The following is a 24,519-nucleotide window of genomic DNA, read 5'->3' as shown; positions in this document are numbered from 1 at the left end:
CCGTTCTTCGTGTAGGTGGAGAGAGCCGCCCCGAAACTGTAACCGCCATTGTTGCCACTTAAACGCATACCGTCCACAAGGTTAGCTCTCAATTCGATGCCCTGCATCTTCGGCAGGCATCGCTGGGCGTGCGCCTGCCCCGTGAACAGGGCAAGCGACACGATGATTATTGCGATGTACTTTCTCATGGTCAGCGCACTTGAAGTTCGTTGATGGTATTGGCACGTACCAAGTCCTCGTTTTCAATCACGAAAGACTGGTGACGCCCCCCGTTCTTCTCGTTGAGTTCCACCACGAGGCATTTGTCGTCGGGAATGGTGAACTTCGCCATCGTGAATACCGTGCGCTCGCTCTTCTTGCCCGGCACGAGTGTGGCGTAATTCTGCGCACGGAGCGGCAGGATAATCTGCTCCTGCACGGCGGTACGCTTCGCCACCTTCTTGTCCACGATTTTCCATGTGATGTAGTCCACATCGAAAGGCACGTTGCTCTGGTTCTTTATCTCCGTGTGGAAATAGAGTAACCCATTATGCGTGTAGATACCTTTCAGCAGGTACTGGATGCCGAATCGCTTGCAGCCGATGTGCTTCACCTCACGCTTGTTCTGCTTGTGGATGGACTTCATGATAAGGCGCACCAGCATCGGGCTTTCGCTGCCCAGTTCCTTCAGGTAGATTTCCTGCGCGTTGTTCGGGCGGTTCACCTTCTCGCCGTCATGGATGAAGTCGCACATCTCCACGTTGAGAAGCAGCGGTTCGGAGGCGTACTTCACGTTAAAAGTATAGAAACTCCCGTCCTCCGTGATTACCGACATATTGGTTTCGTTCGGGAAGTTACGCACGGTAGCTTTCACGCGGATGACGTTCTCCGCTCCGTCGGCTTTACCCGCAATCAGGTCGGGCGAGCCTAAATCGACGTAGCGCACCTCCGAGGGGAAAATGACGTGGACGGTCTTGTCGTAGGTCACTTCCAATCCGTGCGGGGGAACCATGCGGTCGAAGGTCAGCTTCTTTGTCAGCCCGTGATACAGATCGCCGTCCGCCTCCTTCTGCGGATAGACCTCCTTTGTCAAGGTCGGTTGTTGGCTTTGCCTTCCTCCTCCTTGCGAGGCATAGTCAAGCGAGCTTGTCTCTGCTCTCGCTTCGTTCGTCGGTTCACTTCCGTTGTTCTCTCCAACGGTTACGTTCTCCTGCGCGTTGGCAGTTATGATGCCCATAGCGAGGGCAAACATGATGATTACTTTTTTCATTCTACTTTGGATTTTAGTGGTAAATAAAAATTTGGTTGTTGTTTTTTTAGTCGTTGATTGTTATTGTTTTCAATCTCTGTCCTGATATAGCATGACCTTGTATCCGGATTTCAGATGCACCTTGACGGTACGCATCTTCTTGGCGATATACTGGCTCGTGCCTTGTATCAGCCCCTTGCCCAAGTCGGAGGCGAGCTGCGCCCCTGCGTTGGTGGAGATATTAATGCTGCTGCCCAGCGAGCCGCCCATGTTGGCGGCAACCTCCCTGACGGCGTTCATCTCCATCGAGTTTGGAATGAAGATGCCGGGCTGTCCGTCCGTGTCATACACCGCCAGTTCTACCGGGATAATCGTACCTGCGTACTCCAGCGAAGTAATTTCAATATCGAGTCGTTCGCCCTGAATCTTTGCCGTGCCTACCACCACTGCATTGCGGGGTATGATTTTGTCCGCCACTGCCATCGGCTCCAGCAGCCGTAATCTTACCGCCTGCCCGTCAGTCACACTCTGCGCCCCATAGACACACGCCGATATGGTGTTCCTGTCCGATACAGTCGTGACACCCACCGCCGTATTGAAACTGCGGTTGCGCTCCTGCGAGAAGGAGGCGACAAACTCAGCGTTGCTCATCGGCTGTGAGAGCGAAGATACCACCTGATGCGTTACCTGCCTGACAGGTGCAGCCGTGTTCTTTCCGGCTTTCTGCACGGGGTAAGGCTCTGCCGCCTGTCCGACAGGTGGCTGTGTGCCGTTCTGCCCGCCCATGTACTTCGCCGCCAGTTCATAGGACTTCTCCATGAGTGCCACTTGGTCATCCATAGCGGATGCCTTGCCTTTCTCGGTTTCCAGTTCCGATTCCAGCGAGGCGATACGCTCTAACAGTTCGTCCATTTCCGCGTTGTCGTTCTTCGGCTGCTCATAGAAGTTGCCGAGCGTGGTATTGAGGTCGCGGTAGGCAGCTGCGGAGGATTGGATGGTTTTCGGAGCGGATGATTTTGCTGTTGCATCTTCCGCATTTCCGGGATTAGCAAGGTCGAAGTCCCTGCCGCCGTCCGTTTCCGCCACCTCGCGGTCGAACATATCGCCCAGTTCCTGCATGGCGCGGCTGCGGTTCTCCTGCCGTTCCTCCATTGCTCCCTGTTCGTAGGCTTTCGCCTTGTCGCCGATGATCTGGCGGTTCGCCTTGTCAGCGTCGGGCATTTCGATGTTGTAACCACCCGTTCCCGGTTGCTGCTCCTTGTCGGAAGACGGGGCGAATATCAGCCACATAGCACCGATGAATACCAGCACTATAGCGGGCAGCACTATCATTTTCTGACGTTTCAGCCTTTGGGCTTCGGTCAGCGGCTTGCGCTCCTTCTTCGGTTTCCCGTTGTCGGGAGCCGCCTTGTTCTCGTTTTTAGGTTCATTCTTCGTCTGTTCCATATAAATAAGGTATTACATTATGATTGTTGTCCGGCTTTATGGACAGTTCCACCTGTCCGGCATGGTCTGTTACCATCCGGCTGCCGTCATTCCTGCCGATTTCATAGACGGCTTTGCCGAAGGTGTAGAGGGCAAGCACCGCAAAGGCGGCGAGCATCGCCAGCACGATGCGCCTGCGTGTCTTCGGGGGCAAACCGTCCAGATAGCCTTTGAGCCTTGCCACCAGCATTTTCTTTTTGTCGTGGAGCTTCCAGTACGCACGCCAAAATGATTTTTTGATTTTCTTCATGTCCGTTTACCTTTTGATGGTTTGTAAATCCTTGTTCTCGATGATGGTGAATCCCTCGATGGTGAAACCGTTGGGATTGTCGTCCGAACGGGACGAGTTCAAGAGGCGGCACGTAGTCACGAGGCTGCGCTCGGTGACGTTGCTCTGCCGGATGATCTTCTGCGTGGCGTAGGTCACGGCACGGTAGGGATAGCCGTTGAAATCGCACACCACGCTGTCCACCTTCAACACCTGATTGATGTTCCCGGCGATGATGCGGTTGTAGTACCCCTTCTCGGCAAAGTCCGAATAGTAGTTGTACACGCTTTTGTCCGCTAATAGCAGGGCGCGTTTCACGTTATGCTCTATCGCGCTCTTTTCGGGTGAGAGCGTGAAGAACAGCTCGTGGAAACGGCGCACGTGTTCCCTCGCTTCTGCCGGACGGTTCTGCGACAAGTCTTGCGAGAGAGCCAGCATCAGCGACTTGCCGTTGTCCAGCACGTAAATCTTTTCCCGTTGCCGCTCCGCGAAGCGGTAGGAACTCCACACGCTCCATACCGTTATTACGGCACACAACGAGAGGAAGACGATACCGAACAGGCGTATCTGCCTGAACGATGATTCGATGTTTTTAAGTGACTTAAATTCCATTGTTGTTTATTCGTTTTTAATTGTCAGTTGATTATTTCAGCAGCTTCCCGACACGTCCGACCACGTTTCCTGCGGCTGCGCCCGCCACGCTGCCCGCCATACTTCCGGCTCGTCCTGCCGTCTGGTTCACGTTGCGACCGTAGCTTCCCATGCCTCCGGCTTGGATAATCCAGCCTGCTACCGTGGGGATGGTGAAGTAACCAATGATGCCGATTATCATGAAGACGATGTACACCCCGTCGCTCGAATCCAGCGAGAAGTTCGGGTCAGCCTGCATCCGTTCGATGTCGCTTTGCAGCATCAGCACTTGTATCTTCGCCAGTATGGTGCTGAACATATCCGACACGGGCAGCCACAGATAGACCTGTATGTAGCGGCATATCCACTGTGTAAGCGTGCTTTGGAAGCCGTCCCACACCGATATGGCGAAGGCTATCGGACCGAGTATCGCCAGCACCACGAGGAAGAACGTGCGGATGGTGTCTATCACGAGGGCGGCGGCTTGGAACATCAGTTCCAGTATCTCGCGGAAGAAGTCGCGGATGCCCTTCTTCATGTTGTACATCCCGCGCTCGATGTACATCCCCGCCATCGTCACCATGTCGCCGGGCGACCAGCCCAGTTCTTCCAGTTGTTTGTCAAACTCCTCATTTGACACGAGGTAGGCGGTTTCGGGATTGCGCATCATCGCTTCGTACTCCAGTTTGTCCTTCTGCTCACGGTATCGGTTCATGTCCAGCGTTTCCGCCTCCAGCATCTTTGCCGTACCCTGCACGACGGGCGACATGATGCTGTTTATCGTACCCAGTACCACCGTCGGAAAGAACATGATGCACAGACCGATAGCGAACGGGCGGAGCATAGGGAACACGTCTATCGGTTCGGCTCTCGCCAGCGACTGCCATACCCGGTAGGCCACATAAAAGAGTGCGCCCAGCCCGGCGATGCCTTTCGCCACGCCCGCCATGTCCCCGCATAGCGGCATCATCTGTTCGTAGAGCGAGCGCAGAATTTGGTGAAGGTTGTCGAAATTCATAGGCTACCAATATCTTTCGTTCATGTTCCCGTACAGCCCCATGATGCGGTCAAGGTCGTTTTTCTTCTTCGCACGCAGGTAACTCACGCTAATGTTCTTGTTGGTGTAGTAGCTCACGAGGTTGCGGTAACGCTTCATTTTGGAGTAGCAGCGTTCCACCACGTCCATGCGCTCCTTGTCCGTCATGGAGAGCGTGGTGATATTCACCACATTCTTCAGTTCCGTCAGCACATCGTTGGATTCCTCCAATAACTTGGTGTAGCCAAAGGCGATGGCTCCCAGTTCCTCCACCGTGAAGTTGTCGTCACGCATCATCTTCTGGAAACTGGTCACATAGGTGTCGGTGATGTCACCCACCATCAGAATGGTCTGCTGCACCTTCCGGGCGTCCTTTACCAGATTGTTCACGGATTTGAGTGGTAGGCTAAGCATCCAACGCCCTGCCGTATTACTACGGTGGGTTTTCGGAAGCTCGCCCCCAAACCGGACGTACACGTCTCCGCGTATCCGGCTTTCTACTAATAATATCAATCTATTCATTGTTACTGAGTTTTTTGTAACACTTACCACATATGGCAATAGTCTTTCGTTTGCGAGCCATCATTTGTTTTTCGCAGGTAGTTTTCCCTTGAAGATTTTTTAATTTTCTCACATGGTGCATCACTAACTTATCGACTGCTCCACATAATTCACATTTTTCCGCTTTCAGCCTATCTATAAGACTTGTGTTTGTAGGATGATATGTGAATTTGGGCAAGTTGTCTAAATCCTTAATGTTCATTGGATTTTTCTTTTTGAACCCACCATGATAAAAGGTCAAGTCTTTGGCAGTACCGTTCTTTAAATAGTATCTAACTGAAAAAAGTCCATTCTTGGTGTACTTTTTTCGGATTTGCGACATCGTTGTCCGATATTTCTGCGCAAATGTTTTGTACATACTATATTTCATGATATACCCAAGTTTTGACAGACTACTACAATTATTAGCCAAACAATAGTAATTGTAAATGCCCTTTATTTCCTTGTTGTACCTGTCAAGTATCTCAAAGTCATTGTTGTTTGAAAGTTTGGGACGGGATTTTGCTTTCCAATACTCCTTGCCGTTGTGTATCTTTATTTCTAAAACACGATATTCGAGCAACTTTTTCTTAAACGTATCCTTTCCAAGTGCCAATTGTATCCTCTTATTGAAGACACGTCTTAGTACTCCGTATTTGCTTCTTTTGGTGTCATTGGATTTCCTTACAAAAATCTCATATCCGAGAAATTTTGCAGCGTTTTCAGCATGGGTGATAAGTGTTTTCTCATCAGACAGTGTAAGAGCTAACTTTTCATAGAGGAAGTTCTTTATGTCCTCTTTGATGATGATAGCATCTTGTTTACTGCCAATAATTCCAATTAGAAAATCATCCGCATATCTCACATATTTGAGTTTTCTGTAGTTCATATCCATTTCGTCACCATCAGAATACTGCAAACCTTCTTTTTGATAAGCCTTATATTGTCTTATCAATTCTGACCTTTCACTTTTGTCTTTTACCACTTTCAACTTTTTCAGAATACGGTGTCGTTTGCCTTCAAGTGATACTACCTGTTTAGTTCTTTTCCGTTCTTTCCCCTTATCAAATTTTCCAGTGTATTCCTTCATGAATTTATCCAACTTATCAAGGTATATGTTTGCCAAGATAGGGCTGACAATTCCGCCTTGCGGTGTTCCGCTGTAGGAGTTATGAAAGTTCCAGTCTTCGATATATCCTGCATTCAGAAATTTTCTAATCAAGCGAATAAATCTTTCGTCAGCGATACGTTCTTTCAGAATACCTATCAGTATCTCATGATTGATATTGTCGAAAAATCCCTTAATATCACCTTCTACGAACCATTTCACGCCCGAAAATGTCTTCTGAATATCAGACAAGGCAGTGTGGCAGCTTCTTAGAGGTCGGAAGCCATGTGACGTTTTTTCAAACTGTCTTTCATAGATGGCTTCCAATATCATTCTGACCACTTCCTGCAATAATTTATCATTAAAAGCTGGTACACCTAATGGACGCATTTTCCCATTTTTCTTTGGGATATACATCCGTTTTGAGGGTTGGGGCTGATAACTCTCATCTTTCAACGATGTTATCAGTTGTTCAATTCGGTTCAGGCTCATTTGGTCAATGGTTTTCCCATCTGCACCTGCTGTCATATTGCCCGGTTTCGCATATATGCGTTGGTAGGCAACGTAATACATTTCCTCATTGAAAAAGATACGGTACAAGCGTTCAAACTTGTAATTCAAATTTTCACTGTGTTCCGTTAGACTGTTTAATACATACTCTGGACTTCTCATAATGTCTCTCACATTTTCCGTTATTTGCATTAAAATTATTAGCTGCTTCCCTTCGCCATGTACAGGGCTTTCCCCTGCTCAGACTACTACGGAAGCTCCGTTGCCTTGTCGGATTTTCATAGGTCTGTACCTAATAGCCTTGCGGCGTTCCGATTTAGGCAATCCCCGTTTACGATATAATAACATGGCTATGATAGATTGTCGGATATGACTTCCGCCCGTTACCGCTTACTGCGGTTGTGCCGTAATTTGTTCCTGCCTCTACTACACGACGCTCGCAACAGAGGTATTACGGTATAGCGAGTTAAGTTATCTTTCACTATAAAACATACTGGGTTCACTTGGACTATCATTCAATCAGTTTGGATTTTATCCTCGTATCTATCTGTTTCATCTCACCATTCAGTTGCAATTTGATAACTAATTGACTTATGGCTTTCCAGCGTGCTATACTCCCTGCCGTCCTTTCGTGGGCAGATAAGCTGGTGATGATAGGTAAATATTGGAACACTTACCTAATAGCTTGCCAAAGCTACATTTATTATATCGCCTATACGGGCGCACCGTCGTAATACTTCTTGCCCTGTTCGTAAATCTTCACGGTCTCTTGAAAATTTTTTATCATATTCTGGGCGGTCGTGGAAGTGTGTACCACGTTCTTCGAGGTGTTCACGATGCTCTGCGCGATGTTGGACGGGTCTATCACCGCCCACTGTGCGCTTGCCCTGCCGACTGCAAACAGGCACAGGCAGATAATAAGTGTTATTCTTGTTCTCATGTTACTTTGGATTTTAGTGGATTTCATTATTTATTGCTCGCCTATCGGATGGTCCGGTTTCGGGTTCACACGCACGTAGTCCCCGTTCGGCGAGAAGGTCAGGATGTCCGTCGCCTCGTTGTAGGACACGTCGATGCGGAATCCGGTGTTCATGAACAGATTGCCGTTCTCCTCCTGCAAGAGATAGGTTTCCGGCTTCAGCTTGCGGCGGATGCCGCTCCGCTTGAATACCGTCACCTTATAGGCTTCGCCCTCCTTGTAGATAAGCACGTCGGGCTTGCCCTCCACACTCTCCCAGTTTCCGCAAAGCAGGTCGCGTCGGTTGTCCGTTATGTCGCAGGATTGCAGCACCATGACCGCCAGCCCGATTAAACACTTGCTGACTTGCAGCATTTTCGTTCTTGATATACTCATACGCATTTTCTTTTTTAGTTGATGAATCTGTTTCTATTTATTCCTTTTTTCTCCGCCTTTCGGCAAGCTGCCGGATGACGGCTTCAATGTCGCCGCCCAACTGTTCCGCCAGACGGTAAACCTCTACTTTTTCCGTTTCTTCGGTGGTGTACGCCAGATACTCTTCAGCACTAACTTCGGTGGCATAGACTGCCGACTGCGTGCCGCCCAGTCCTATCCACACTTCCTTGTAGAGCCTTGACGGGTTGTTCGCCATGTTGATGGAGAGTATCTGCGACTTCTCTTTCTCCGTCAGACCCAACAGGGACTGTATGGCATCAAACTTGTTCATGTACTTCCGCTGGTCAAGGAGTATCTTGCAGTCGGAGTTGTTGATGATGCTCTCCTTGACGACGGGCGAGGAAATGATGTCGTCCACCTCCTGCGTCACCACGATTGCCTCCCCGTAATACTTGCGCACGGTCTTGTACATATAGCGCAGGTACTCAGCCATGTTCGCCGAAGATAGAGCCTTCCAAGCCTCTTCCACTATCAACTGTTTCCTTACGCCTTTCAATCGGCGCATCTTGTTGATGAAGGCTTCCATGATGATGATGGTCACCACAGGGAAAAGCTCGCGATTTTCCTTTATACTGTCAATCTCGAAGACGATGAACCGCTTGCCGAGCAGGTCGATGTTCTCCGTGGAGTTGAGCAGGAAGTCGTAGCGTCCGTCCCGGTAATACTGCCGCATGGTGGTGAGCATATTGTCGATGTTGAAGTCGGACTTCTCCACCTTTATCTCACGTTCCGCCAGTTCGCGGCGGTAGTCGTCGCGCATATACTCGTAGAAGGTGTTGAACGAGGGGACGATGCTCCGGTCAGCCCTGATACGCTCGATATAGGCGTTCACCGCACTGCCCAGTTCGCCGCTCTCCGTCTTCGTCACTTTGTCGTCCTCCGACTTCCAGAGCGTCAGCAGCAATGTCTTGATGCTGTCCTTTTTCTCCACGTCGAACACGTAATCATCGGTGTAGAACGGGTTGAACGAAATCGGTTTCTCCTCCGTGTAGGTGAAGTACACGCCGTCCGCCCCGTTTGTCTTGCACCGGATCATCTCGCACAAGCCCTGATAGGAGTTTCCCGTGTCCACCAGCACCACGTGCGTACCCTGCTCGTAGTATTGCCTCACGAGGTGGTTCATAAAAAAGGATTTGCCGCTGCCCGAAGGACCCAACACGAACTTGTTGCGGTTGGTCGTGATACCCCGCTTCATCGGCAGGTCGCTGATGTCGAGGTGCAACGGTTTTCCCGTAAGCCTGTCCACCATCTTGATGCCGAAGGGCGAGAGCGAACTGCGGTAGTTGGTTTCCTCCGTGAAGAGGCACACCGCCTGCTCGATGAATGTATGGAAACTCTCTTCCGCCGGGAAGTCCGCCGCGTTGCCGGGCATCGCCGCCCAGTAGAGCGTCGGGCAGTCGATGGTATTGTGGTGCGGCACGCACTCCATGCTTGCCAGCTGGCTGCCCACATCGTTCTTGATATGCTTCAGTTCCTCCGCGTCATCGCTCCACGCCATGACGTTGAAGTGCGCCCGTACCGAGGTCAGCCCGTAGGAATGGGCTTCGTTCAGGTACTGGTCTATCCACTCGCGGTTGATGCTGTTGCTCCGGCTGTATCGGGATAGCGACTGCATATTCCTTGCGGACTTCTCGAACTTCTGCAAATTTTCCTCGCTGTTGTCGATAATCACATACTGGTTATAGATGTGGTTGCAGGAAAGCAGCAGCCCCACGGGGGAGGCGAAGGAGAGGCGACAGTCCGAGCGGTCGGTGGAGAGTTTCTCGTAGCGGATGTCGGTAGCCACCTTTCCTGGCATATCCTCCGCGTCGGAGAGGGTGTGCAGGCACAGGCGGTTGTCACCGATACGCATTTCTTTTGCCGAGAGGTCGATGTCCTGCAAGGTCGTGTCGCCTTCGGGCATGAGCGAGAAGTAACGCTCTATCAGCCCGGCGGACTTCTCCGTCCCGACAATCTCGTCGGTGGAGAGGCGGCGCAGCCTCACAAAGCCGCTGTCGTTCATGATGCGCTCGAACTGTTCGGCGGCCTCCATGAACTTCCCGGCGGTTTCCTTGTCCAGCTCCTTCGGGATGATATGTCCCCGGCACAGCGTACTGAAGTTGCTCTGCATACGGTTACGTTCTTTCGTCGTCTTGGTCAAGTAGAGATAGCAGGAGTGTTTCAGGTACGGACGCTCGTTGAAGTGGCGTTCAAAGGAACGGCTCAAGAAACTCATGTCGTCCTTCTGTAACTCCGGCATATATTTCTCCTTGATGAACCAATCCTGCTTATGCACGACGCAGAAGTACGGCAGCACCTTGATAGCCTTGCACCAGCAGCCGTGTATCGCCTCGTACTCTGCGCCCGTCACGGTGTAAAGCTCCGGCAGTTCCACCTCAAAAGCCACCGTGATGTCGGCGTCTTTGGAGATGATGCAGCCATGCTCCACCGCCAGCAGGGGGAACTTGTTTTCCAGTGTTGTCATTTTGGATGTATTTCTCATGTCGTTTCTTCCTTTCGTTGCCGTTTGAGTAATCGGGTGATCCGCCGTCGGTTGATAAGGTATCGGGGATGGCTCCTTGCCGCTCCCAATTTCATCAGCCCGTGTTCGCCGTACCGGGCGTTCAGCGCGAAGGTCTGCCATACGAGGACGGAAGACGATGCCGCGCCGAAGCCGATACATATCCACTGGTCGATGCCGACCATATAGAGGATGACGAACAGGACGAAGAGAGCCAGCAGACCTCCGCAGAAGATGAAGAGGTACTGAGCCTTCAAACCCTTGAACTCGACCGGACGGCCGATACCCTTGTTTATCGGGTATTCAGCCATACATTGTTTATTAAAGGAAGAATGAGCGCAGGATAGTGGCGGCGACAATCAAGAAGATACAAGCCCCGAACCACGAGGCGGCGGTCTTCGAGGTGTCCGGGTCTCCGGACGAGAATTTTCCGTACACTTTCACGCCACCGATAAGCCCGACTACCGCGCCGATGGCGTAGATTAATTTCGTGCCGGGGTCGAAATACGAACTCACCATAGAGGTGGCTTCGTTGATGCCAGCCAGACCGTTTCCCTGTGCGAAAGCGGAGGCGGTTGCGGCAATCATAAGTGCCGCAGCGATGATTAACTTTTGTCTGATGTTCTTGTTCATAAACTGTTCTTTTTTGTGCCGTCCAAAGGGTGGATAGTCCTTTTTCGGGCGGTTGATACTTGATTACTTTACTTTGGTTTTAGTGGTTGCCCGTTTGTTTCTACGGACTTGGGGCTGTCCGTTGCGGGTTGGCTGTACCTTGTACCGCCGTGCGCGTGGGTGTCGTCATTTTACGTTTTCATTTCCATTCTTTTTTAGTTGTTATACATAGTTTCGGAAGTCGAACTCCTCGATGTTGTCGGGAATCACGAACACCTTTTCCTTTTGTTGTGTCACGGTCATGTTCACCGTGTCCACGAAAACTGCCATCGCCTTTGCAATCCTCTCGCTCATTGCTTCATCGGTCAGGCGTTCCGTTATTCTTGTGAAAAGCTCTGTCCCGTCCAGTTCCGTCATGACCTTTCCGGCGTGTCGCATTTCCTCATCGGATGGTGATTCCTTCCGTATGGTGTGTACTGCCATGTCAATATCCTCGAAGCTACTTCCCGAAGCCTGCTTTTTGTCTGGTTCTTCATCCTCCGGTTCATCTTCTCCGTACTCCAGTTCCGAGGGCGGGATGCTCGTGAAGGTTTCATCGAGTTTGTCCTCCGGTACTTGTGTCGGGCGTGAGACGGTTTCCGTGTTTCCGTCGTCAAAAGTAGCCTCTTCCTCCGACAGCTCAATGCCTTTTTCCGAAGTGGCGGCTTCTTGCGTCGGTATGGCAGCGGTTGTCCGGGTCGATGCCATCTTGAAACGGCTCTTGCCAATGATGTCCGAGGTGTCTGCGTGAGGTATTTCCTTATCCTTTCCTTGCTCTGCCACCGTACTGTCCAATGACCGCCACAGCCCGGCAATATGTCTGAAGAAACGGATGAGCTTCATGTCCATGATGCGGTCATAGAACAGCAGAAACAGAAACCACACGTTGCAAGCAACCGATACGATTAAAAACGCCTTTGTCATAATCTTACTTTTTGGGCGTTTTCAATCTGTTCCATGTACTGCTGCCCGTATTGTCGGAAATGGTCGCGGAGGATGTTATCCACAAACTTGCCGATGCTCAAACCGTTTCCCATCCGACTGGTAACGATAGCGACTTTCTCATGAATTTCTCGGCTGATGTATATACATTGCCGCGTTTTGATTTCCGATGCTTGCAGGAAAGTCGAGAGCGGTTTGTCTCTGCCTTTATCCTTGCGGAAGTCAACGTCGGTATTTTCATGCCCGTAGTCGGTTACACACTTTGCTGCACGGACAGCGGTTCTTTCACTCTTTCCTGTTTGCAGATACTCAGCCTGACGGTTCTTATTTGTTCTTTTCATACTTCTTTGTTGTTTTTGAGTGTTTATAAATTATAGGATTCCATGTGCCGTTTGAACGATTCGGCTATCTCGTCTTGGAACAGCGTGAAATGGTGTGTCAGCACGTTGTCAAGAAATGCCGCGATAGTCACTTCGTTGCCTCCGATTACATGAAGCATCTTCTGTATGCGGTCGTGGTACTCCTTGCGGATATAGACCTGCTTGCCGAGCCTTGCCGTGATATTGGAACCGCATATGAATACTGTGTCATAATCCAATTTTTCCGGCTTGCTGTTCCTGCGCCTGCGTTCCGGCTCCTCTTTGGAGTGCGAGGCGGGTGGAGAAACGGCTTCTTGTATCGCTTCTTTCGGAGGTGGGACAGGAGCGTTCCCGTCCGTGCTTCTCGCTTCCGGCGGAATGCTTGTATCGTCCAGTCGAAATGAGTTGATTACGGCTTCGCTGTCGATGTCCTCGATTCTTGTTTTCTTTGCCATGCCGTTCAGTTTTTGATGATGCCGAGAATCTCATCGACGAGTTTGTCGAGGTTGCTGCCGCGTACCAGTATTTTGTCCGCCGGAAACGCCGTGGAGCGGAATACCGCCTTGCGTTCTGCCGCCGTCTCCTTGCGGAAGCGCTTACTGTCCGGTAGATGTGTTTCCAGAATGGGCAGGGCGAACTCGGCACAGACCTTGTCGTATGCCTTGTAAAGTTCAGTCTTTTCGCGTCCGTCCACCATGTTCCACACGAGGTAAATCCCTTTGATGCCGGACTTGCCCGTGCTTATCATCTGTTCGTTGATGACAGTGGCGAACTTGATGGAACTCTCCATCACCACACGGTCGGCGATGATGGGCGTGAAGATATAGTCCATTTGGGAAATGGTCTGCACCACATCGGCATTGTTGATTGTTCCCGGCAGGTCGAAGAACACGAAATCGAGGTCGGGCTGCGCTGCCACCAGATTTTCGGCGGTCTTTACCGCATCTTCCGCACGGCTGCATCTGATGGTGTACGGGTTCTTCTTCAGTCGTTTGAGCTGCTCATACGCCAGCACCTTGTAATGCCCGTCCTCCATGACGGCTTTCATGTCACGCTTGCGCATGTCATGGATACTGTACTGCGGGAAATCGCAGTCCACCACGGCTACGTTGTAGCCTTTCACATAGTGCAGATAGCTTGCTACAAGCACTGTCAGGGTTGTCTTACCCGCTCCACCTTTCTGCGTGGAGATTGCCACATAAGTTGCTTCTTTCATTTTTTTGATAATTTATTTGGTTATACATCTGTCCGGTGGCGGTAGCGTATTGTCATTAGTACGTACGCACGCACTCCCATTCATTTATTTATTCACTCCTTAATCCGGCTGTGCCTGCGGGTATTCATCGGTTTGTCCAACCGTCCATGCTTTTATCCGTCCGCACGGACGTGTGCTTGGAAAACTATCTGAATACATACACCTGTTTTCAACCGTTTGGATTGATGCCCGGATTGCTGTCCGAACATCCGGCGGAAGGAGTGTATTTTCAGTCCCACATCCGAATCACACTGCAAATAAACAAGGATATTTTGGAACTTGTATCACTTCTCCGGCAAGTGGCAGCACGTTGCGCCGGTTGGCACTGATTGTCCGGGTCAAGCCTCTGTCGGACATCGCCTTAAGGGCGTAACTTTGCACCCGAACGGCAGGGTACGCCGCAGGTAGCGCAGCCCGGAGTTTGAAAGGAATCATCCCCAATCCGTCCCCGACGGATTTTTATGTTCACCTGAACATAGCAAGATGTCTTTTCAGCCGCTCAAAATATTTTGAGCAGCCACGAAAAGCACTTGCCCTTGCAGGGGGCGGGCTTTCCCTCCGAAGTCGGGAAGCCTTTCAGAACTGCGGTGCTGTAATCCGAAGCGGCGGCTTATGCCGTCAATCCGCTAAATCCAAAGTAATATGAAAGAGAAAAGGAAAAGCAAATCAGGGAGAAATCCCAAACTTGATCCGGCGGTGTACCGGTACACCGTCCGTTTCAACGAGGAGGAACACAACCGTTTCCTCGCCATGTTCGGAAAATCGGGTGTCTATGCACGGTCTGTTTTCCTCAAAGCGCACTTCTTCGGGCAACCGTTCAAGGTGCTGAAGGTGGACAAGACGTTGGTGGACTATTACACCAAACTGTCGGATTTTCATGCACAATTCCGTGCCGTGGGTACGAATTACAACCAAGTCGTGAAGGAACTGAGGCTGCATTTTTCAGAGAAAAAGGCGATGGCGTTGCTCTACAAATTAGAGCAACACACCGTCGAACTCGTGAAACTGAGCCGCCGGATTGTGGAACTTTCAAGGGAAATGGAGGCAAAATGGTCGCAAAAATCAGTGTAGGAAGTTCGTTGTACGGCGCGATTGCCTACAACGGGGAGAAGATTAACGAGGCGCAGGGGCGGCTTCTCACCACCAACCGCATCTACAATGACGGTTCGGGAACGGTGGACATAGGCAAGGCGATGGAGGGTTTTCTCACCTTCCTGCCACCGCAGATGAAGATCGAGAAGCCGGTGGTGCATATCTCTCTCAACCCGCACCCGGAGGATGTGCTGACCGATATTGAGTTGCAGAATATCGCCCGCGAGTATCTGGAAAAACTCGGTTTCGGAAACCAGCCTTATCTTGTATTCAAGCACGAGGACATCGACCGCCACCACCTGCACATCGTGACGGTCAACGTGGACGAGAACGGGAAAAGGCTCAACCGGGATTTTCTCTACCGCCGCAGCGACCGTATCCGCAGGGAACTGGAACAGAAGTACGGATTGCATCCGGCAGAACGTAAAAATCAGAGATTGGATAATCCGTTGCGCAAGGTGGCCGCATCGGCAGGTGATGTGAAGAAGCAGGTAGGCAACACCGTGAAGGCTCTGAATGGGCAGTACCGTTTCCAGACGATGGGCGAATACCGTGCGCTCCTTTCCTTATATAATATGACGGTGGAGGAAGCGAGGGGCAACGTGCGCGGACGGGAGTATCACGGGCTGGTCTATTCCGTCACGGACGACAAGGGTAACAAGGTGGGCAACCCGTTCAAATCCTCGCTTTTCGGGAAGTCCGCAGGCTATGAAGCCGTACAGAAGAAGTTTGTCCGTTCCAAATCGGAAATCAAGGATAGGAAACTGGCAGACATGACGAAACGCACCGTCCTTTCCGTGCTGCAAGGCACTTATGACAAGGACAAATTTGTATCCCAACTCAAAGAGAAGGGCATCGACACCGTACTGCGCTACACAGAGGAAGGGCGCATCTATGGGGCTACCTTCATCGACCACCGCACGGGATGCGTGCTGAACGGTTCGCGCATGGGTAAGGAGCTTTCGGCGAATGCCTTGCAGGAACACTTCACCCTGCCATACGCCGGACAACCGCCGATACCGCTATCCATCCCTGTGGATGCTGCGGACAAGGCACACGGGCAGACCGCCTACGACAGTGAAGATATATCGGGCGGTATGGGCTTGCTCACTCCCGAAGGTCCGGCGGTAGATGCCGAGGAAGAGGCTTTCATCCGGGCGATGAAGCGCAAAAAGAAGAAAAAACGCAAGGGCTTGGGTATGTAATCAGAGTATCAACAATTAAAAAATCAATGTATGTCACAACAAGAAGACGATTTGAGGGCATTGGCGAAAATCATGGATTTTCTGCGTGCCGTGAGTATCATTTTAGTGGTCATGAACGTGTACTGGTTCTGCTACGAAGCCATCCGGCTGTGGGGCGTGAACATCGGCGTGGTGGACAAAATCCTTCTGAACTTCGACCGCACGGCGGGGCTGTTCCATTCCATTCTCTACACGAAGCTGTTTTCCGTCCTTTTGCTTGCCTTGTCCTGTCTGGGTACGAAGGGTGTCAAGGGTGAGAAAATCACTTGGGGGAGAATCTGGACAGCATTTGCCGTCGGGTTCGTGCTGTTTTTCCTGAACTGGTGGTTGCTGCCCCTGCCGCTGCCGCTTGAAGCGGTGACGGGACTGTATGTCCTTACCATTGGAACGGGCTATGTCTGCCTGTTGATGGGTGGTCTGTGGATGAGCCGCCTGTTGAAACACAATTTGATGGAGGATGTTTTCAACAACGAGAACGAGAGTTTCATGCAGGAAACGAGGCTTATCGAAAGCGAGTATTCGGTCAATCTGCCGACACGTTTCTATTACAGGAAACGCTGGAACAACGGTTGGATCAATGTAGTTAATCCCTTCCGTGCGTCCATCGTGTTGGGTACGCCGGGCAGCGGCAAGTCCTATGCCGTGGTAAACAATTTTATCAAGCAACAGATTGAAAAGGGCTTTAGTCAATACATCTACGATTTCAAGTATCCCGACCTATCTACTATTGCCTACAACCATTTGCTGAACCACCCGGACGGCTACAAGGTAAAGCCGAAGTTCTATGTGATCAACTTCGACGACCCGCGACGCTCTCATCGGTGCAATCCCATTCACCCGGATTTTATGGAAGATATTACGGATGCCTATGAGAGTGCCTACACAATAATGCTCAACCTCAATAAAACGTGGGTGCAAAAGCAGGGCGACTTCTTCGTGGAGTCACCTATCATTCTGTTTGCCAGTATTATCTGGTATCTCAAAATCTATCAGAACGGGAAGTTTTGCACGTTTCCCCATGCTATCGAGTTTCTGAACCGCCGTTACGAGGATATATTTCCGATACTGACCTCTTATCCGGAGCTGGAGAACTACCTTTCGCCGTTCATGGATGCGTGGCTTGGAGGGGCTGCGGAGCAGCTCATGGGTCAGATAGCGTCGGCAAAAATCCCGCTTTCGAGGATGATTTCACCGCAGCTCTACTGGGTGATGTCAGACAGCGAGTTTACGCTGGACATCAACAATCCCGAAGAGCCGAAAATCCTCTGCGTGGGTAACAATCCCGACCGTCAGAATATCTACGGTGCGGCACTCGGTCTGTATAATTCCCGTATCGTGAAGCTCATCAACAAGAAGGGGATGCTGAAGTCATCGGTCATCATCGACGAGTTGCCCACAATATACTTCAAAGGGTTGGACAATCTTATAGCTACCGCCCGAAGCAACAAGGTTGCCGTGTGTCTGGGCTTTCAGGATTTCAGCCAGTTAGTGCGTGACTACGGGGACAAAGAGGCGAAAGTGGTGATGAACACTGTCGGCAATATTTTCTCCGGTCAGGTGGTGGGGGAAACAGCCAAGACGCTCTCCGAGCGGTTCGGTAAGGTGTTGCAGAAACGGCAGTCCATCTCCATCAACCGGCAGGATGTTTCCACCTCCATCAACACGCAGATGGACGCGCTCATTCCACCGAGTAAGATTTCCGGGCTTACGCAGGGAATGTTTGTCGGTTCTGTATCCGACAACTTCAACGAGCGTATCGAGCAGAAGATTTTTCATTGCGAGATTGTGGTGGATGCCGAAAAGGTGAAACGGGAAGAAAGTGCCTACAAGAAAATTCCCGTCATTACAAACTTCACGGACGAGGACGGCAACGACCGCATGAAGGAAACGGTGCAGGCGAACTACCGGCGCATCAAGGAAGAGGTGAAGCAGATTGTGCAGGAGGAACTGGAGCGTATCAAAAACGATCCGGTGCTGTGTAAACTGCTACCAGATAATGAGACTGTCTAACAAGTCCCCAAAATTGAAAATTATCCCTATCGAAGTTTGAAGTGACCCCCAAAAGTTGGATACAATTTTTTTGGGGGGCACTTCAGTTCTGACGGGTAAAATCGTAAAATTCGGACTTGTTAGACAAATACTTACGCGGTTTCAACCTCAGGTACTGAATCTATCGAATTGACAAATTTAACCAATTGCGGATCTGAATCTTTTTGTATGAGGTTTCGGAGACTCTTTTTCAATTCATAAGCATCATCCCCTGCTGTATTTATTAAATCCATATAAAAATCTTTGTTTTGCAGAATCAATGAACGGCATGCCCCATCGGAAATTACAGGTTTCACTATTTTATCAATAACGTCTCCAGCTTGACTTTTCAAATTACCATGCGATCTAAGCCATGTTTCGAAAAATTGAAACTTTATTGCATTGATAGTCTTTTTACCGATGCAGAAATCATTTCTTATATCGGTAACTGTCGATTTAATTTTTCGTTTATCCAATCTTTCAACTATATTCTTGAAACAATTAGGGAAAGGATTCAAACTTTGAGTTCCAGAAGCAATATCCATCAGAATCTTTTTGCCAAATTCAGTCAAGTTATCTGGCAAGGATTTGATTTTAGCCAGTAAATGTTTTATTGCGACAAACCAATAATATGATGTATGTGCTGTTCTTTGGGCGTATAATGTATCAACACTTATTTCAGACAACGCTTCGAACGCTATTTTATTGATATGATCGGTCAGGACATTGCTTATTTTAGTGGTCAAATCGTAAAAAGATGCGTCAGGAATTACATCTTTAATATTGTTCTTAGTGATATACTTATCCAAATCGGTATTCCACTCTGCTAAATGCTCGATAAATACCTCATCCGTTACACCTATTCTGTTCTTAATATCTTCAAATTGGGGCAATATGTCTGAGAGCAATAATTTATAGCCAAGTTTATGATTTACCATGTATTGTAGTGTTTCATTTAATAGCGGTATATTCCATCCCACACTATTTACTAATAAGTCTCCATGATCCACATAATAGTCCATGAGTTCTGCAACATATTTTATATCTCCACCCTCTATTAAGGAAACGGAATGACCATGTGCCAATTGCATGGCGACTAAATCGTAATATCCAGACTCTTTAATGTTTCGGCCATCAGTTTCTAATTCAGAATGCAACTGATTTATGTAGGTTGAATCTAACGTTACAGGTAAAGGTCTTTCTTCGTCAGATGCCAATAAACGATAGGTTGTAAATATAGCCCCTATATTATCTTTATTTACATTCTGTTCATCAATGCAATTCGTGATCGCTTGCAAAAGCGTTGGAAACGTATAGGTAGAATTATCTTTTAACGTTTTTACAATATCTGCATGGTCGAAATTATCGGGTAGTAAGTTTGCCAAATAATTATCGAGCGCCTCCGAATTTGTTGCTACTTGATAATATTTATATGCTTTAGTTGTCGCGTTATCCCGATAGGCAGCATCTGTTGCATTTGCAGCTTGAATATAATCGATAAATGTATTTGGCTTGACTGTTTTTGCTTCAATCAATGACGTAAAATCGCACGCCAACTTATTTTGCGCAATAAACCTGTCTATTGCATCTAACGTTTTGAAATAGTCGCCGCCATTGAAGTCATTGAACCGAACTATCTTCTTATATAATTGAGCAATCACATGGTTTTGGCTTTCCGTGTCTAAATGCAACAGCAGTTCTTGGTATTCGACAGGGAACACCTGCTTCTCTATGGATTCTTTTAATTTCAATTGTGCTATTCTTTGCCATACACGCAGAATAACATCGCTCTTTCGAGTTAATTTATGCAAACAATGTATAATCTTATCGATAAGCGCATTGTCCATACATTGTATAACTTCTTCTAATACAGTGTCAAATTGTTTATTAGTCTCTGCATATTGATTTATGTCGTGGTCTTCTTCTCCGTTGATGCAGCCTTCAATATATTTTTTCAATGGAATTTGTCGAGCATCTTCAACATCGACACCATATACCAAAGCTGCAATTTCGCGTTGTGTTTGCAGATCATTGTTAATTATTGTTTGAATGCCATTCAGATAGTCGCCGGACAATATTTGTTCTACTGGATTTGCCAGAATATCCGTCTTCTTCAAACAGAACAATGCTATGTTTATCATCAAAATTTCGTTACACCACTCTTGTTTAAGAGCGACCATCTCATTGATATATGATATAATTTCCCTAACATTGGCATTAGGATTTACCAATCTGAATATCCGATTTATAGTTTCTTTCGCTTCATTTTCTGTTTCTCCAAATGCTTCAACAAACAGTTTGTTGAATATACTTCGATAGTCGGTAATAACAGGAGGAGCAACACGATAAACAATAGGGAAAGTTTTATTGATAAAATACTTGGTCAGTTGTTTCGTTTGTTCGTCGGTCTCATCTCCGAATGCACAAGCTAAATGTGTTTCATCGAAAGGAATAACAGCCCAAACATTTTCAAAACCGCTATCGGCGAAGAACGTATGGATAGAAGACCATAATTCTTTTACTTTTTCAGCGGGGAGACGATCCATGTTGTCAAAAACAAGGACTAATTTACGTTGTCCTTTTTCCTTGATAAAATCAGAAATGTCTTGCATCCATGTTTTGAACTCGTAAACCGTTGGTTCGTCTTCGCTCAAAGTCTCATAGCAAACGTCCTTTTCGACTTTATCTTGATAAATAGCTAACATATAACTCCATCCATATTTATGATCTTTGCTATATGCCCATTTCCAAACGCACAATGCAATAAGAACTGGCAGTGCAGCTATGATAATAGACAATAAAGAAAACCACCATGTTGTGGGTGTAGGTTTTACTGCATACGCAATAAATGTAAATATCGGAGTTAAAACTGCAACCAAAAATGCCGCAACCATACCATTACTGATAAGGGGATATTTTTCGGTTACGGTCTCCGTTTTACGGGCTAATAAATATTTCAGCTTTTCAGACCATGATACGGTTTTCGTACCTCCACCTTTGACTTTTATTGTTGCATTTCCAGATAGGATACCATCATCAATAAGTTTGCTTGTAAGCAATTCCAATATAGAGCGGCGTTGCAAGTCCTCTTGATGTCCCCATGCGTCATACTCAAAAAAGTAATAGTCGTCTGATAATTCACGTTCCAACATTTTAACCACGTTGGATTTTCCAGATCCCCAAATACCTTCGATGCCGATAATTCGAGGTAAAGTACATTCCTCATCCAATGAATCATTCTGACAAAAATGGCGAGCAATAGTTTTTGCCAACCTTTCTTGCGAACCTCCATCGAATTTGTCAATACCACACGGTTTATTTTGGATAAACCGCGGATATTGCTGTTTGGATTGTAGTTTTGTTTCCATATACGTAATTTATTGATTATACGAACTCCAAATAATTCTCCCGATTTACCACATGAAACTCGGCATAGGGATAGGCTTCTTGGAAGGCTTTCGGTGCGGCCGGCATTTTATTTCCCCACTTGAACTCCAAGGCGGTAAGACTGTCGGCACTCTCCTCAATCAGGTCGATTTCCTGTTTGTCGTAGGTGCGCCAGAAATAGAACTCCCTGTGCAGTCCCTCATTGAAGTTCGCTTTGCGCCGCTCTCCGATGATGTAGTTCTCCCACAGCGCACCGACATCCTGCCGAATGGCCAGCGGTGAGAAAGCCCCGATAATGGCATTGCGAATGCCGTTGTCGTAGAAGTACCACTTGCCAGCTTTTGTAACCTCCTTGCGTAGGTTACGCGAATAAGCCCCCAGACGATAGATAACGAAGACCTTTTCCAATAGGTCGAGGTATTTTTCAACGGTCGTCTTGCTCATGCCGAGTTGTTTACCTAACTCTTCGTAAGAAACTTCGCTGCCCAACTGAAAAGCTATCAATCGCAGTAGATCGCGCATCTTGCTCGAATTTTTTAAGCCGTCAATTGCTAAGATATCTTTAAGCAGGTATGCACCGACAATATCACGTAGGTAGTCTGTTTTACGTTCATAGTTCTCCATCATTACTACTTCGGGATAGGAACCGTAAATCAAGCGCGCTTCGAGGTTCTGGCGGGTTTCAAGTGCCGTTTCCGTCTGTGCGATTTCCCGTTGCGAGAATGGTGTAAGGAGAAATTGCGTACTGCGGCCGACCAACGGTTCACCAGTCTTATTCAGCAAATCGAATGACGAAGAACCACTTGCCAAGACACTTATTCCCGGTATTTCATCAACTATCAACTTCAGAATACTACCGATTTGTGGTATGTTCTGTGCCTCATCAATAGCCAGCAAATCAATACCATCCAATAAATGCCGATAATTGGCTATTGAGCGATTCTCCAATAGTGCTAATGTGTCGTAGTCTTCGCCGTTGAGCATCATCGTCCTACCTGAATAGTTGTCCACAATTTTACGCATCATTACCGTTTTACCAACACGGCGAGCACCAAAAATCAGTACTGCTTTATTGGGCGCGATTCGTGCTGTAATCTTCTCTTGAAGTATTCTATTTACTGTTTCCATACCTTATAAAATATAATGCAAAGATAATCATATTTTTTTAATTGGCGAATTTTACAAAAAAAACGGGCTATTAAATGGCGATTTTTACAACCACAATCTTATGGAAGTTGTTTCATTGTTTTTAGTAATGATATATGTTCATACTATGATGACTCAATAATTTACCAGACATACGTTTCTGAAATTTGTCCTTATAGGAATGAAAAACTCACATATATTGTGCTAATTAATATATAATTAAATGAAAATAAAAAGACAGGATACGAGTATTCCTGTCTTCTCATATGTAATGGATATTTTTTTATTTTCTCATCCGCTCCAACTCCTCATCACGCAACATTCTCTCGTTCAGTTTTTCCTGCATCCTGTCAATGAAATAGGTGCGGCTTTCGTTCTTCCGGCGTTTGATATCAGTGTAGAAGCGGTAGCAGTCTTTAGAATCAACCCCGAATATCTTATAGAGAAGTGGGGCGAGCTGTTTGAGCGGCATATTGCCGTTGTTGATGCAGCCCATCACGTCTATGCCGTAGATAAGTTCCACGAGGTCGATGGCATTGCCCGTCCATTGAAGAAGGCTGGCGGTGGTTTCTGTTGCGTTGTTGGCGGATATTAGTGGTGGCACTTGGGGCGTGGCAAGGAATTTCTGCATCTTTCTTACGAAAGACAGAGCCTTGCTGACGTAGGCGGCAATCTCTCTTTTTTCTTCTGACAGATTACGTACGGGATGGTGCTGCAACTCGATTTCGATGTAGGCAAGCGCGATGACGGTAAGGTTCATGTCCATGCCGCCGTTGCACAGTTCGATCACTTGGGTGGCGAAAGCCGTGTATGCCGTTTCCATATTGCAGTCGCCGGCTTCGTTTATCAGGCGGAAAAAGTCGGTTTCCGCCAGCAAGAAATAATTCATGGTTCTGTCAATTTTGAAAATTACACTTTGTTTTCTGCGTGCGCACATGAATATAATTGGCAAAAAACGCGGCAGAAAATAAAAAATCCAACACTCAATTTTACAAAGTGCTGGATTTCAGAGGTATAAAATTCAGTATTTTTTCACAAGGACAAATTATCTCCGACTTAAATTGTTTGTAATCGGAACATTTATTCTATTCCTGAAAATAGAAATGTATGCTTGCCGCACATTTTGGCTATCTTGCTTTTTTATCAAGGATATAGATAATGCGACATACACCGTTGGGATAGCTTTTCAAAGAGGAAAGCGTCCAGTGTTGCTCTGGCAGAGCCGACTTAAAAAAATGTCGTCCGCTTCCGGATATGAAAGGAACGGTGTATAGTATGATTTCATCCACAGCGTGCATCCGCAGCAGTCCGTTTATATAGTCTGCCGTGTCCGGTGTGGCTTCCGCGAGGTAACGGATGTTTGTGCAGTCTTTTCTCCATTCGTGCAGCATTGAAATGGAATAGTCCGGTGTCACACGGTAAAAGGCTTTCTTCCTGATTTCATCAAGACCGCAACGGTCAAGGCACAAATCCTGATGTGCTTTATCATATAACTCTGAAGAAAGACATCCGTCCATCGTCAGTACGGCGAGAATCTGAACTTTACCCATAATCGTTTCCTTTCGTTAGGCAAGGGTAAAAAAGTAGCGTGCAATTCACACTACCTTCAAGCGATGGCTCTGGTAAAGCCTTTACGGAGAGTACGTGAATGCACGCTATGCGTAAGCATAGCATAAGCATCACGCAATCGTCTCCG

At 48.0% G+C, this 24,519-nt stretch carries 24 protein-coding genes and 1 pseudogene; 4 read left to right on the top strand and 21 right to left on the bottom strand.

All coding sequences use genetic code 11. From position 1 onward, the window contains the following. The 17 genes and pseudogenes from H8S52_RS17265 to H8S52_RS17185 form a co-directional block, all read right to left on the bottom strand. On the bottom strand, window positions 1–188 hold a 188-nt coding region (locus tag H8S52_RS17265; RefSeq protein ID WP_186910294.1), incomplete at its 3' end, for a conjugal transfer protein TraO. A gap of 2 nt (window positions 189–190) precedes the next feature. Beyond that, window positions 191–1,249: a conjugative transposon protein TraN gene (traN, locus tag H8S52_RS17260; protein ID WP_032588475.1), complete on the bottom strand. Its 1,059-nt coding sequence runs from the start codon at window positions 1,247–1,249 to the stop codon at window positions 191–193. Window positions 1,250–1,318: 69 nt separating this feature from the next. Beyond that, entirely contained in the window at window positions 1,319–2,674 is a 1,356-nt protein-coding gene (gene traM, locus H8S52_RS17255; protein ID WP_032595739.1) for a conjugative transposon protein TraM, read from the bottom strand. Beyond that, window positions 2,655–2,963, bottom strand: coding sequence for a TraL conjugative transposon family protein (locus H8S52_RS17250; RefSeq protein ID WP_004308924.1), 309 nt, complete (start codon window positions 2,961–2,963; stop codon window positions 2,655–2,657). The genes traM and H8S52_RS17250 overlap by 20 nt, the downstream gene beginning before the upstream one ends. A gap of 6 nt (window positions 2,964–2,969) precedes the next feature. Next, window positions 2,970–3,593, bottom strand: a complete 624-nt coding sequence (gene traK / locus H8S52_RS17245; protein ID WP_004308925.1) for a conjugative transposon protein TraK — start codon at window positions 3,591–3,593, stop codon at window positions 2,970–2,972. 31 nt (window positions 3,594–3,624) lie between these two features. Next, window positions 3,625–4,629 carry a conjugative transposon protein TraJ gene (gene traJ / locus H8S52_RS17240; protein ID WP_004308926.1) on the bottom strand — a complete coding sequence of 335 codons (1,005 nt, stop codon included), beginning with the start codon at window positions 4,627–4,629 and terminating at the stop codon, window positions 3,625–3,627. A 3-nt stretch (window positions 4,630–4,632) separates the two neighbouring features. Continuing rightward, a complete protein-coding gene (locus H8S52_RS17235; protein ID WP_008645941.1) occupies window positions 4,633–5,169 on the bottom strand; it encodes a conjugal transfer protein TraI in 537 nt (178 codons plus the stop codon). After that, window positions 5,162–6,967: a reverse transcriptase/maturase family protein gene (locus H8S52_RS17230; RefSeq protein ID WP_032535361.1), complete on the bottom strand. Its 1,806-nt coding sequence runs from the start codon at window positions 6,965–6,967 to the stop codon at window positions 5,162–5,164. The genes H8S52_RS17235 and H8S52_RS17230 overlap by 8 nt, the downstream gene beginning before the upstream one ends. 565 nt (window positions 6,968–7,532) lie before the next feature. Further along, window positions 7,533–7,745: pseudogene (locus H8S52_RS17225) on the bottom strand (DUF4141 domain-containing protein); the annotation flags it as partial. A 30-nt stretch (window positions 7,746–7,775) separates the two neighbouring features. Continuing rightward, complete coding sequence (locus H8S52_RS17220) at window positions 7,776–8,159, bottom strand: DUF3876 domain-containing protein (protein WP_004308928.1); 384 nt, start codon at window positions 8,157–8,159, stop codon at window positions 7,776–7,778. A 37-nt stretch (window positions 8,160–8,196) separates the two neighbouring features. Beyond that, window positions 8,197–10,701 carry a TraG family conjugative transposon ATPase gene (locus H8S52_RS17215; protein ID WP_005827325.1) on the bottom strand — a complete coding sequence of 835 codons (2,505 nt, stop codon included), beginning with the start codon at window positions 10,699–10,701 and terminating at the stop codon, window positions 8,197–8,199. Beyond that, window positions 10,698–11,030 (bottom strand): DUF4133 domain-containing protein, encoded by a 333-nt coding sequence (locus H8S52_RS17210; RefSeq protein ID WP_004311206.1) that lies wholly within the window; start codon window positions 11,028–11,030, stop codon window positions 10,698–10,700. Before H8S52_RS17210 ends, H8S52_RS17215 begins: the two co-directional genes overlap by 4 nt. 10 nt (window positions 11,031–11,040) lie before the next feature. Next, window positions 11,041–11,352, bottom strand: coding sequence for a DUF4134 domain-containing protein (locus H8S52_RS17205; RefSeq protein ID WP_004311205.1), 312 nt, complete (start codon window positions 11,350–11,352; stop codon window positions 11,041–11,043). 201 nt (window positions 11,353–11,553) lie between these two features. Beyond that, the gene (locus H8S52_RS17200; RefSeq protein ID WP_032595736.1) at window positions 11,554–12,294 is read right to left on the bottom strand and encodes a hypothetical protein; all 741 of its coding nucleotides are present in this window, start codon (window positions 12,292–12,294) and stop codon (window positions 11,554–11,556) included. Further along, the gene (locus tag H8S52_RS17195; protein WP_299338276.1) at window positions 12,291–12,680 is read right to left on the bottom strand and encodes a DUF3408 domain-containing protein; all 390 of its coding nucleotides are present in this window, start codon (window positions 12,678–12,680) and stop codon (window positions 12,291–12,293) included. Before H8S52_RS17195 ends, H8S52_RS17200 begins: the two co-directional genes overlap by 4 nt. Then, entirely contained in the window at window positions 12,677–13,126 is a 450-nt protein-coding gene (locus H8S52_RS17190) for a DUF3408 domain-containing protein (RefSeq protein ID WP_004311202.1), read from the bottom strand. The genes H8S52_RS17195 and H8S52_RS17190 overlap by 4 nt, the downstream gene beginning before the upstream one ends. Window positions 13,127–13,131: 5 nt before the next feature. Continuing rightward, the gene (locus H8S52_RS17185; protein WP_005643916.1) at window positions 13,132–13,887 is read right to left on the bottom strand and encodes a ParA family protein; all 756 of its coding nucleotides are present in this window, start codon (window positions 13,885–13,887) and stop codon (window positions 13,132–13,134) included. A 232-nt stretch (window positions 13,888–14,119) separates the two neighbouring features. On the opposite strand from H8S52_RS17185, the gene H8S52_RS20200 reads away from it, so the two are divergent. From H8S52_RS20200 to mobC, 4 genes are all read left to right on the top strand, one after another. Further along, on the top strand, window positions 14,120–14,299 hold the full coding sequence (locus H8S52_RS20200; RefSeq protein WP_074668551.1) for a hypothetical protein: 180 nt from the start codon (window positions 14,120–14,122) through the stop codon (window positions 14,297–14,299). 269 nt (window positions 14,300–14,568) lie between these two features. Next, window positions 14,569–14,997 (top strand): conjugal transfer protein MobA, encoded by a 429-nt coding sequence (gene mobA / locus H8S52_RS17180; RefSeq protein ID WP_004291488.1) that lies wholly within the window; start codon window positions 14,569–14,571, stop codon window positions 14,995–14,997. Beyond that, window positions 14,976–16,223 (top strand): conjugal transfer protein MobB, encoded by a 1,248-nt coding sequence (gene mobB, locus H8S52_RS17175; RefSeq protein WP_004291483.1) that lies wholly within the window; start codon window positions 14,976–14,978, stop codon window positions 16,221–16,223. The genes mobA and mobB overlap by 22 nt, the downstream gene beginning before the upstream one ends. Window positions 16,224–16,253: 30 nt before the next feature. After that, entirely contained in the window at window positions 16,254–18,272 is a 2,019-nt protein-coding gene (gene mobC, locus H8S52_RS17170; protein WP_004291482.1) for a conjugal transfer protein MobC, read from the top strand. A gap of 131 nt (window positions 18,273–18,403) precedes the next feature. Here mobC and H8S52_RS17165 read toward each other — a convergent pair whose 3' ends face one another. The 4 genes from H8S52_RS17165 to H8S52_RS17150 all read right to left on the bottom strand — a co-directional run bounded on the left by H8S52_RS17165 (window position 18,404) and on the right by H8S52_RS17150 (window position 24,373). Then, complete coding sequence (locus tag H8S52_RS17165) at window positions 18,404–21,658, bottom strand: P-loop NTPase fold protein (RefSeq protein ID WP_004291481.1); 3,255 nt, start codon at window positions 21,656–21,658, stop codon at window positions 18,404–18,406. A 16-nt stretch (window positions 21,659–21,674) separates the two neighbouring features. After that, window positions 21,675–22,805, bottom strand: a complete 1,131-nt coding sequence (locus H8S52_RS17160; protein WP_004291480.1) for an ATP-binding protein — start codon at window positions 22,803–22,805, stop codon at window positions 21,675–21,677. Window positions 22,806–23,106: 301 nt separating this feature from the next. Continuing rightward, a complete protein-coding gene (locus H8S52_RS17155; protein ID WP_004304269.1) occupies window positions 23,107–23,712 on the bottom strand; it encodes an RteC domain-containing protein in 606 nt (201 codons plus the stop codon). Window positions 23,713–23,950: 238 nt separating this feature from the next. Further along, window positions 23,951–24,373, bottom strand: a complete 423-nt coding sequence (locus tag H8S52_RS17150; RefSeq protein WP_004291474.1) for a dihydrofolate reductase family protein — start codon at window positions 24,371–24,373, stop codon at window positions 23,951–23,953. Window positions 24,374–24,519: the final 146 nt, after the last annotated feature.

The sequence above is a fragment of the Bacteroides sp. NSJ-48 genome (assembly GCF_014287405.1).
Lineage (GTDB): Bacteria > Bacteroidota > Bacteroidia > Bacteroidales > Bacteroidaceae > Bacteroides > Bacteroides stercoris.
This window is presented reverse-complemented; position numbering and strand designations above follow the sequence as displayed.

Bases quoted from the DNA above. Each gene is read 5' to 3' on its own strand.
- mobA (WP_004291488.1), top strand. From the start codon at position 14,569: ATGAAAGAGAAAAGGAAAAGCAAATCAGGGAGAAATCCCAAACTTGAT.
- H8S52_RS17200 (WP_032595736.1), bottom strand. From the start codon at position 12,294: ATGACAAAGGCGTTTTTAATCGTATCGGTTGCTTGCAACGTGTGGTTT.
- mobB (WP_004291483.1), top strand. From the start codon at position 14,976: ATGGTCGCAAAAATCAGTGTAGGAAGTTCGTTGTACGGCGCGATTGCC.
- H8S52_RS17230 (WP_032535361.1), bottom strand. From the start codon at position 6,967: ATGAGAAGTCCAGAGTATGTATTAAACAGTCTAACGGAACACAGTGAA.
- traJ (WP_004308926.1), bottom strand. From the start codon at position 4,629: ATGAATTTCGACAACCTTCACCAAATTCTGCGCTCGCTCTACGAACAG.
- H8S52_RS17215 (WP_005827325.1), bottom strand. From the start codon at position 10,701: ATGAGAAATACATCCAAAATGACAACACTGGAAAACAAGTTCCCCCTG.
- traM (WP_032595739.1), bottom strand. From the start codon at position 2,674: ATGGAACAGACGAAGAATGAACCTAAAAACGAGAACAAGGCGGCTCCC.
- H8S52_RS17150 (WP_004291474.1), bottom strand. From the start codon at position 24,373: ATGGGTAAAGTTCAGATTCTCGCCGTACTGACGATGGACGGATGTCTT.
- H8S52_RS17190 (WP_004311202.1), bottom strand. From the start codon at position 13,126: ATGGCAAAGAAAACAAGAATCGAGGACATCGACAGCGAAGCCGTAATC.
- H8S52_RS17185 (WP_005643916.1), bottom strand. From the start codon at position 13,887: ATGAAAGAAGCAACTTATGTGGCAATCTCCACGCAGAAAGGTGGAGCG.
- traN (WP_032588475.1), bottom strand. From the start codon at position 1,249: ATGAAAAAAGTAATCATCATGTTTGCCCTCGCTATGGGCATCATAACT.
- H8S52_RS17165 (WP_004291481.1), bottom strand. From the start codon at position 21,658: ATGGAAACAAAACTACAATCCAAACAGCAATATCCGCGGTTTATCCAA.
- H8S52_RS17220 (WP_004308928.1), bottom strand. From the start codon at position 8,159: ATGAGTATATCAAGAACGAAAATGCTGCAAGTCAGCAAGTGTTTAATC.
- H8S52_RS17155 (WP_004304269.1), bottom strand. From the start codon at position 23,712: ATGAATTATTTCTTGCTGGCGGAAACCGACTTTTTCCGCCTGATAAAC.
- H8S52_RS17210 (WP_004311206.1), bottom strand. From the start codon at position 11,030: ATGGCTGAATACCCGATAAACAAGGGTATCGGCCGTCCGGTCGAGTTC.
- mobC (WP_004291482.1), top strand. From the start codon at position 16,254: ATGTCACAACAAGAAGACGATTTGAGGGCATTGGCGAAAATCATGGAT.
- H8S52_RS17205 (WP_004311205.1), bottom strand. From the start codon at position 11,352: ATGAACAAGAACATCAGACAAAAGTTAATCATCGCTGCGGCACTTATG.
- H8S52_RS17235 (WP_008645941.1), bottom strand. From the start codon at position 5,169: ATGAATAGATTGATATTATTAGTAGAAAGCCGGATACGCGGAGACGTG.
- traK (WP_004308925.1), bottom strand. From the start codon at position 3,593: ATGGAATTTAAGTCACTTAAAAACATCGAATCATCGTTCAGGCAGATA.
- H8S52_RS17160 (WP_004291480.1), bottom strand. From the start codon at position 22,805: ATGGAAACAGTAAATAGAATACTTCAAGAGAAGATTACAGCACGAATC.
- H8S52_RS17250 (WP_004308924.1), bottom strand. From the start codon at position 2,963: ATGAAGAAAATCAAAAAATCATTTTGGCGTGCGTACTGGAAGCTCCAC.